Here is a 6,967-nt window from a genome sequence, read left to right as displayed (position 1 = left end):
GTTGTGCAGCAGGCGGATGATCGGTGCATGTGATTGGCGGGCAACGGGAAATGGGGTAAGGAAATTTCAAACGCAACGCTTCTTACTCGGGAGAATATGATGATTCCTTCTGATTTCCATCGTGGGCGCAGGCTCCGCTCCAGCGCGGCCATGCGCGAGCTGGTGCGCGAAAACGAGGTGCGCCCCCAGGACCTTATCATGCCCTATTTCGTGGTCGAGACCGACGACGCCTCCTTCCGCAAGGAGATTTCGTCCATGCCCGGCCAATATCAGCTTTCCCTGGACGAGCTGGAAAAACAGGTCGCCCGCGCCGTGGAGAACGGCCTGCGCTCCTGCATCCTCTTCGGCATTCCGGCCGCCAAGGACGAGCTGGGCAGCGGGGCCTACGCCGAGGACGGCATCGTGCAGAAGGCGCTGCGCCGCCTCAAGGACCGCTTCCCCGGCCTGCTGCTCATCGCCGACACATGCCTGTGCGAGTACACCTCCCACGGCCACTGCGGCATGGTCCGCAACGAGGAAATCCTGAACGACCCGACCCTGGACCTGCTGGCCCGGACCGCCGTGTCCCAGGCCCGCTCCGGGGCCGACGTCATCGCCCCGTCGGACATGATGGACGGCCGCGTGGCCGCCATCCGCGCCGCCCTGGACGACGCCGGGTTCGAGAACACGCCCATCATGAGCTACGCCGTGAAGTACGCCTCGTCCTTCTATGGCCCCTTCCGCGACGCGGCCGAGGGCGCGCCCAAGTTCGGCGACCGCAAGACCTACCAGATGGACCCCGCCAACGGCCGGGAAGGCATGGTCGAAGCCGCCGCCGACCTCGACGAGGGCGCGGACATCCTCATCGTCAAGCCCGGCATGCCCTACCTCGACATCGTGCGCCAGGTGCGGGACAACTTCGACTGTCCGGTCTGCGCCTACCAGGTCAGCGGCGAATTCGCCATGATCAAGGCGGCCGCAGGCAACGGCTGGGTCAATGAAAACGCCGTGGTGGACGAATCCCTGGTCGCCTTCAAGCGGGCCGGGGCCGACATGGTCATCAGCTATTTCACCGAAGAAGTTCTGGCGAGGATGAAGGCATAATGCATCCGCACAAGGGCTGCCCGCCCGAAGGGCATCCCGGGGGCCACCCCGGTCACGGCAAAGGCGCGCACCCCGGCGCGGAGCACGCGCCCAAACGGTTCCTGGACGACGGCGTCACCCCCATCTGCCGGCTCATCGCCTGGGAGGTGACCCGCTCCTGCAACCTGGCATGCAAGCACTGCCGGGCCGAGGCGCATCCCGAGCCATACGAGGGCGAGCTCTCCACGGCCGAGGCCAAGGCGCTCATCGACACCTTCCCGGACGTCGGTTCCCCCATCATCATCTTCACCGGCGGCGAGCCCATGATGCGCGCCGACGTGTACGAGCTCATCGCCTACGCCAAGTCCAAGGGGCTGCGCTGCGTCATGGCCCCCAACGGCACGCTCATCACGCCCGAGACCGCGCGCAGGATGAAGGAGGCGGGCGTGGAGCGCTGCTCCATCTCCATCGACGCGCCCGAGGCCGCCCAGCACGACGAGTTCCGGGGCGAGGTCGGGGCCTTCGACGCCTCCATGCGCGGCATCCAGTACCTCAAGGACGCGGGCATCGAATTCCAGATCAACACCACGGTCACCAAGCACAACCTGGGGTTGTTCAAGGACATCTTCAACCTGTGCGAGAATATCGGCGCGTCCGCCTGGCACATCTTCCTGCTCGTGCCCACGGGCCGGGCCGTGGAGCTGGGCGCGGAGATCATCACCGCCCAGGAGTACGAGGACGTGCTCAACTGGTTCTACGACTTCCGCAAGACCACGAACATGCAGCTCAAGGCCACCTGCGCCCCGCACTACCACCGCATCCTGCGCCAGCGGGCCAAGGAGGAGGGCGTCCCGGTCGACTTCGAGCACTTCGGGCTCGACGCCGTGAGCCGGGGCTGCCTGGGCGGAGTGGGCTTCTGCTTCATCTCCCACCGGGGCCAAGTCCAGCCCTGCGGCTACCTGGATCTCGACTGCGGCAACGTGCGCGAGATTCCCTTCCCGGAAATCTGGAAGAAATCCCCGCAGTTCCTCAACCTTCGCAACCCCGAGGTCTACGACGGCAAGTGCGGCCACTGCGAATACGAAAAGGTCTGCGGCGGCTGCCGGGCCCGCGCCCAGACCATGAACGGCCACTACCTCAAGGAAGAGCCGCTCTGCTCGTACCAACCGAAAAAACAGCCCAAGAAGTAATGGACGATTACGACAAGAAAATCCTGGACATCATCCAGTCCCACTTTCCGCTGGCCTCGCGTCCCTATCAAGAGGTCGGCGAACAGGTGGGGCTCTCCGAGGCCGAGGTGCTGGAACGGGTGCGCGCCCTGAAGCAGTCCGGGGTCATCCGGCGCATGGGCGCGAACTTCAATTCGCACACGCTGGGCTGGCAGTCCACGCTTTGCGCCGCGTCGGTGCCCGAGGACAAGCTGGACGCGTTCGTGGCCGAGGTGAACAGGCACGACGGCGTGACCCACAACTACCTGCGCGAGAACGAGTTCAACGTCTGGTTCGCGCTCATCGCGCCGGACATGGACGCGGTGGAGGCCATCCTCGCCTCCATCACGGCGGCCACGGGCGTGAAGATCCTCAACCTGCCCGCCGAGAAGCTGTTCAAGATCAAGGTCGACTTCAAGATGGACAAGTGATCCGGCCGGACCGGGAGAGGGACGTCGTGAACCGATTCTTCAAGGCCGTGGTCATCGGCACCGCCGCAGGCATCCTGGACGCCATCGCCATGGTCCTCTCCCAGTCCGTCTGGCAGGCGAGCATGGCCGCCCTGCTCCACTGGATGGGCATGGGCATCGTCATCACCTACGTCCGGCTGCCCTTCACGGGCTGGCTTTCGGGCATGATCCTGGCGCTTCTGACCGGCGCGCCCCTGGCCATCCTGTCCACGGCCAGCGAGACCGGCGGGGCGGCCCACTTCCTGGTCGCGGCCGTGCTCCTGGGCGGCCTGCTCGGGCTCATCGCCGAGAAGCTCATCGTCAACCAGCCGACCCGGTAGCGCCGCCCTTGCGCGACGGCCCGGCCTCGGGTACGGTGTGCCCACCCAATTTCCTCATGCGGAGAGCAAACCGATGATTCTTTCCCCTTCCATGCTTTCGTCCGATTTCACCAACATGGAATCCGAGCTGCGCGCCCTCAAGGACGCGGGCATCAAATGGGTCCACCTTGACGTCATGGACGGCATGTTCGTGCCCAACATCACCTTCGGCCCGCCGATCATCAAAGCCATGCGCAAGAAGTCGGACCTGTTCTTCGACTGCCACCTGATGATCGAGGACCCGGGCCGGTACATCGGCGACTTCGCCGACGCGGGCGCGGACCTGATCTGCGTCCACGCCGAGGCGTGCACCCACCTGGAGCGCGTCTGCGCCCAGATCGCCGAGGCCGGAGCCAAGCCCGCCGTAGCGCTCAACCCGCACACGCCGGTGGAGATGATCCGCCACCTCATCCCGCAGTTGCACATGGTCCTCATCATGTCCGTGAACCCCGGTTTCGGCGGCCAGAAGTTCATTCCCTTCTGCATGGACAAGGTCCGGGAGACCAAGGCCCTCATCGACCGGGCCGGGGCCGAAACCCTGATCCAGATCGACGGCGGGGTCACGGCCGAGAACGCGGGCGAGCTGGTCCGCGCAGGCGTGGACGTCCTGGTCTCCGGGTCCGCCTTCTTCGGCCACCCGCCCTACGCCGAGCGGCACAAGGTCTTCCAGGAAGCCTGCAAGTAACCTTTTTTCGACAACACCGGGGCCGCCCGCGCGGCCCCAACCCTTTCGAGCATACGCCATGGCCGTCGTCTCCCTGCGCGACATCACCGTCAATTTCACCGGCACCAGCGTGCTGGAACGCGTCTCCCTCCAGATCGAGCCGGGCGAGCGGGTCTGCCTGCTCGGCCGCAACGGCGAGGGCAAATCCACCCTGCTCTCGGTCATCGAGGGGAGCCTGCATCCCGACGCCGGGAGCGTGGACTACGCCAAGGGCGCGCGCGTGGCCCTGCTGCCCCAGGAGGTGCCCCAGGACCTCGGTGGCCTGGTCTACGACGTGGCCGCCCAAGGACTGGGCGAGGTGGGCCGACACCTGACCGCCTATCACGACGCCTCCCGCGCCCTGGCCGAGGCGTCGGGCGACGAATCCAGGCTGGTGGCCCGGCTGGAGCGCGCCCAGAACGCCCTGGAGACGGCCGGGGGCTGGCCGCACCACCAGCGGGTGGAAACCGTGCTCTCCCACCTCAAGCTGAACGGCGACGATCCCTTCGACACCCTCTCGGGCGGGACCAAGCGACGGGCGCTCCTGGCCCGCGCCCTGGTCACCGAGCCGGACCTGCTCATCCTGGACGAGCCCACCAACCACCTGGACATCGAGTCCATCACCTGGCTGGAGGACTTCCTGCTCCGCCAGCGCGGGGCCGTGCTCTTCGTCACCCACGACCGCGCCTTCCTGCGGCGCATCGCCACGCGCATCGTGGAGCTCGACCGGGGCCGCCTCATCAGTTGGGCCTGCGACTACGACACCTACCTGGAGCGCAAGGACGCCGACCTGGAGGCCGAGTCCAAGCAGCACCACAACTTCGACCGCAAGCTGGCCGAAGAGGAGGCGTGGATTCGCCGGGGCATCAAGGCCCGGCGCACCCGCAACATGGGCCGCGTCCGCGACCTCTACAAGATGCGCGAGGAGCGGCGGGCCCGGCGCGAGCGCACCGGCTCCGCCCGCCTGGTCATCCAGGAGGCCGAGCGCACCGGCAAGCTGGTGGCCGAGGCCACGGACCTTTGCTTCGGCTACGACGATGCCGTGCTCATCGACCACTTCTCCACGGCCGTCATGCGCGGCGACAAGGTCGGGCTCATCGGCCCCAACGGCGCGGGCAAGACCACCCTGCTGAGGCTCCTGCTGGGCGAGATAAAGCCGCAGTCCGGCTCGGTGCGGCGCGGGGTGAACCTCCAGATTTCCTACTACGACCAGTTGCGCGAGCAACTGCGCGAGGACAAGTCCGCCCGCTGGAACGTGGCGGACGGCAACGACTTCGTGGAGATAAACGGCCACCGCCGCCACGTCCTGAGCCACCTCAAGAATTTCCTGTTCACGCCCGAGCGCTCCTCGGTGCCCGTGTCCGTGCTCTCTGGCGGGGAGCGCAACCGGCTGCTCCTGGCCCGGCTCTTCACCCGGCCCTCCAACGTCCTGGTCATGGACGAACCGACCAACGACCTGGACGCCGAGACCCTGGAGTTGCTGGAGGAGGTCCTCATGGACTACCCCGGCACCCTCCTCCTGGTCAGCCACGACCGCGCCTTCCTGAACAACGTGGTCGATTCGACCATCGCCTTCGAGGGCCACGGCCGGGTGGCCGAATACGTGGGCGGCTACGACGACTGGCTCCGCCAGCGGCCCGAGAACCTGCTCCCGTCAAACGGGAGCTGCGCGCCGAGGGAGGAGGCCACGGCTCCGGCTCCGGCCGCCGCCCCGGACAAAAAAGGAAAAAACCGGCTCAGCTATAAGGAAAAGTACGAACTGTCCAAGAAGCGGGACCAGTTGGCCCTCCTGCCCGCCCGCATAGAGACCCTTGAAAAGGAACTGGAACTGCTCACAAAAAAGATGAGCGACCCCGGATACTTCAAACATACGCCGGAGACCATGGCCCAAGATCAGGCCCGCCTGGAAAAGCTTGAAAGCGAACTGGAAGCCCACTATACGGAGTGGGAACAACTCGAAGCCGCCCTTGAGGGCGTTAACCTGGACTAGCCCCATGACCAAATACACCATCCGCATGGTCGACCCCGACGACCTGACCGCCTGCCATACCATCGAGGCGCTCAGCTTCCCCGCAGCCGAGGCCGCCTGGGCCTCCTCCCTGGAAAAACGCATCAACACCTATCCCGAGGGATTCATGGTGGCGGAGCTGGACGGCCGGGTCATCGCCCAGGTCAACAGCGGCTCCACCTGCAAGGACGACATCACGGACGAGGAGTTCAAGCAGCTCATCGGGCACGACCCCGATGGCGGCAACATCGTCATCTTCTCGCTCTCCGTGCACCCGCAGTACCGCAAGCTCGGCATCGGCGGAAAGCTGCTGGACCAGTTCGTGGAACACGCCCGGGACATGGGCAAGAACAAGGTCCTGCTCCTGTGCAAGGAGGACCTGGTCAATTACTACGCCCGCCACGGGTTCGCCGACGGCGGCGTCTCCGCCTCCACTCACGGCGGGGCCGTCTGGCACGAGATGTTCCTGGCCCTGTAGCCCTCCCCGCCGATCAATCAAACAATAAAACGGCGCCTGAAAGCATTCAGGCGCCGTTTCACGTTCGACCGGCCGACGCTACGGCCGGATCGGCGAATCCCTACTCATCCGCGCTGATGGCGTTGAAGCCGCACTCGGCCTCGCACGCGCCGCAATCGATGCAGTTCTCATTCACCTCGTAGTAGTTCTTCCCGTCGGGGTGAACGATGGCCTCTGAAGGGCAGACGCTTTGACAAGCTCCACAAAATTGGCATTCAATCGGATCAATTTTATGCATATTCGCTCCTTTTATGACTATATTGTAAAAACAAATGTCAATGGAGAGATATACCCATTACTGTCAGGCAATGTCAATGGGGATCAGGCGCAACGCACCCGTATCCGCTAGAAATTCATTTGATTACAACATATTGACAGCAAGGCGTTTTCTCGGGTTCATGCACGGCGGGCCGGGCTGCCGGCCGGGCAATCGGCTTGCGCGGCATATCCGCCATGACGGACAGGCAAGGAGAAGCAGACGGCCTTGGCGAAAAAACGTACATATCCGCCTCCATCCGCCTAGGAACCGCTGTCAACGGGCTATTGCTGGGCATATTTGACGAATCCTTCCGATCGTTACGCCATTCAATGAACGAAAACACCGAAACCGCGTCAAAAAAATGGCCGACGCGCTTTCCGC

General features: G+C 64.9%; 8 protein-coding genes. 7 read left to right on the top strand and 1 reads right to left on the bottom strand.

The features are described from left to right. The first annotated feature begins 99 nt into the window (after positions 1–99). The 7 genes from hemB (at position 100) to PHP91_RS11850 (ending at position 6,288) form a co-directional block, all read left to right on the top strand. Complete coding sequence (gene hemB, locus PHP91_RS11880; RefSeq protein ID WP_300140810.1) at positions 100–1,083, top strand: porphobilinogen synthase; 984 nt, start codon at positions 100–102, stop codon at positions 1,081–1,083. After that, the gene (gene ahbD, locus PHP91_RS11875; RefSeq protein WP_300140808.1) at positions 1,083–2,252 is read left to right on the top strand and encodes a heme b synthase; all 1,170 of its coding nucleotides are present in this window, start codon (positions 1,083–1,085) and stop codon (positions 2,250–2,252) included. The genes hemB and ahbD overlap by 1 nt, the downstream gene beginning before the upstream one ends. Continuing rightward, the gene (locus tag PHP91_RS11870; protein WP_300140806.1) at positions 2,252–2,701 is read left to right on the top strand and encodes an AsnC family transcriptional regulator; all 450 of its coding nucleotides are present in this window, start codon (positions 2,252–2,254) and stop codon (positions 2,699–2,701) included. Before ahbD ends, PHP91_RS11870 begins: the two co-directional genes overlap by 1 nt. Positions 2,702–2,727: 26 nt before the next feature. Continuing rightward, a complete protein-coding gene (locus tag PHP91_RS11865) occupies positions 2,728–3,060 on the top strand; it encodes a hypothetical protein (protein ID WP_300140804.1) in 333 nt (110 codons plus the stop codon). Positions 3,061–3,133: 73 nt separating this feature from the next. Further along, the gene (gene rpe / locus PHP91_RS11860; protein WP_300140802.1) at positions 3,134–3,784 is read left to right on the top strand and encodes a ribulose-phosphate 3-epimerase; all 651 of its coding nucleotides are present in this window, start codon (positions 3,134–3,136) and stop codon (positions 3,782–3,784) included. Positions 3,785–3,842: 58 nt separating this feature from the next. Further along, positions 3,843–5,792, top strand: a complete 1,950-nt coding sequence (locus tag PHP91_RS11855) for an ATP-binding cassette domain-containing protein (protein WP_300140800.1) — start codon at positions 3,843–3,845, stop codon at positions 5,790–5,792. A gap of 4 nt (positions 5,793–5,796) precedes the next feature. Then, entirely contained in the window at positions 5,797–6,288 is a 492-nt protein-coding gene (locus PHP91_RS11850; RefSeq protein WP_300140798.1) for an N-acetyltransferase, read from the top strand. A gap of 100 nt (positions 6,289–6,388) precedes the next feature. On the opposite strand, the gene PHP91_RS11845 is transcribed toward PHP91_RS11850, so the two are convergent. After that, positions 6,389–6,565, bottom strand: a complete 177-nt coding sequence (locus PHP91_RS11845) for a 4Fe-4S binding protein (protein WP_300140796.1) — start codon at positions 6,563–6,565, stop codon at positions 6,389–6,391. Positions 6,566–6,967 lie beyond the last annotated feature (402 nt).

The organism is Pseudodesulfovibrio sp., assembly GCF_028692895.1.
Classification (GTDB): domain Bacteria; phylum Desulfobacterota; class Desulfovibrionia; order Desulfovibrionales; family Desulfovibrionaceae; genus Pseudodesulfovibrio.
The sequence above is the reverse complement of the archived record's forward strand: the minus strand, read 5'-3'. Positions and strand labels throughout refer to the sequence as shown.

Bases quoted from the DNA above. Each gene is read 5' to 3' on its own strand.
- hemB (WP_300140810.1), top strand. From the start codon at position 100: ATGATTCCTTCTGATTTCCATCGTGGGCGCAGGCTCCGCTCCAGCGCG.
- ahbD (WP_300140808.1), top strand. From the start codon at position 1,083: ATGCATCCGCACAAGGGCTGCCCGCCCGAAGGGCATCCCGGGGGCCAC.
- PHP91_RS11870 (WP_300140806.1), top strand. From the start codon at position 2,252: ATGGACGATTACGACAAGAAAATCCTGGACATCATCCAGTCCCACTTT.
- rpe (WP_300140802.1), top strand. From the start codon at position 3,134: ATGATTCTTTCCCCTTCCATGCTTTCGTCCGATTTCACCAACATGGAA.
- PHP91_RS11855 (WP_300140800.1), top strand. From the start codon at position 3,843: ATGGCCGTCGTCTCCCTGCGCGACATCACCGTCAATTTCACCGGCACC.
- PHP91_RS11850 (WP_300140798.1), top strand. From the start codon at position 5,797: ATGACCAAATACACCATCCGCATGGTCGACCCCGACGACCTGACCGCC.
- PHP91_RS11845 (WP_300140796.1), bottom strand. From the start codon at position 6,565: ATGCATAAAATTGATCCGATTGAATGCCAATTTTGTGGAGCTTGTCAA.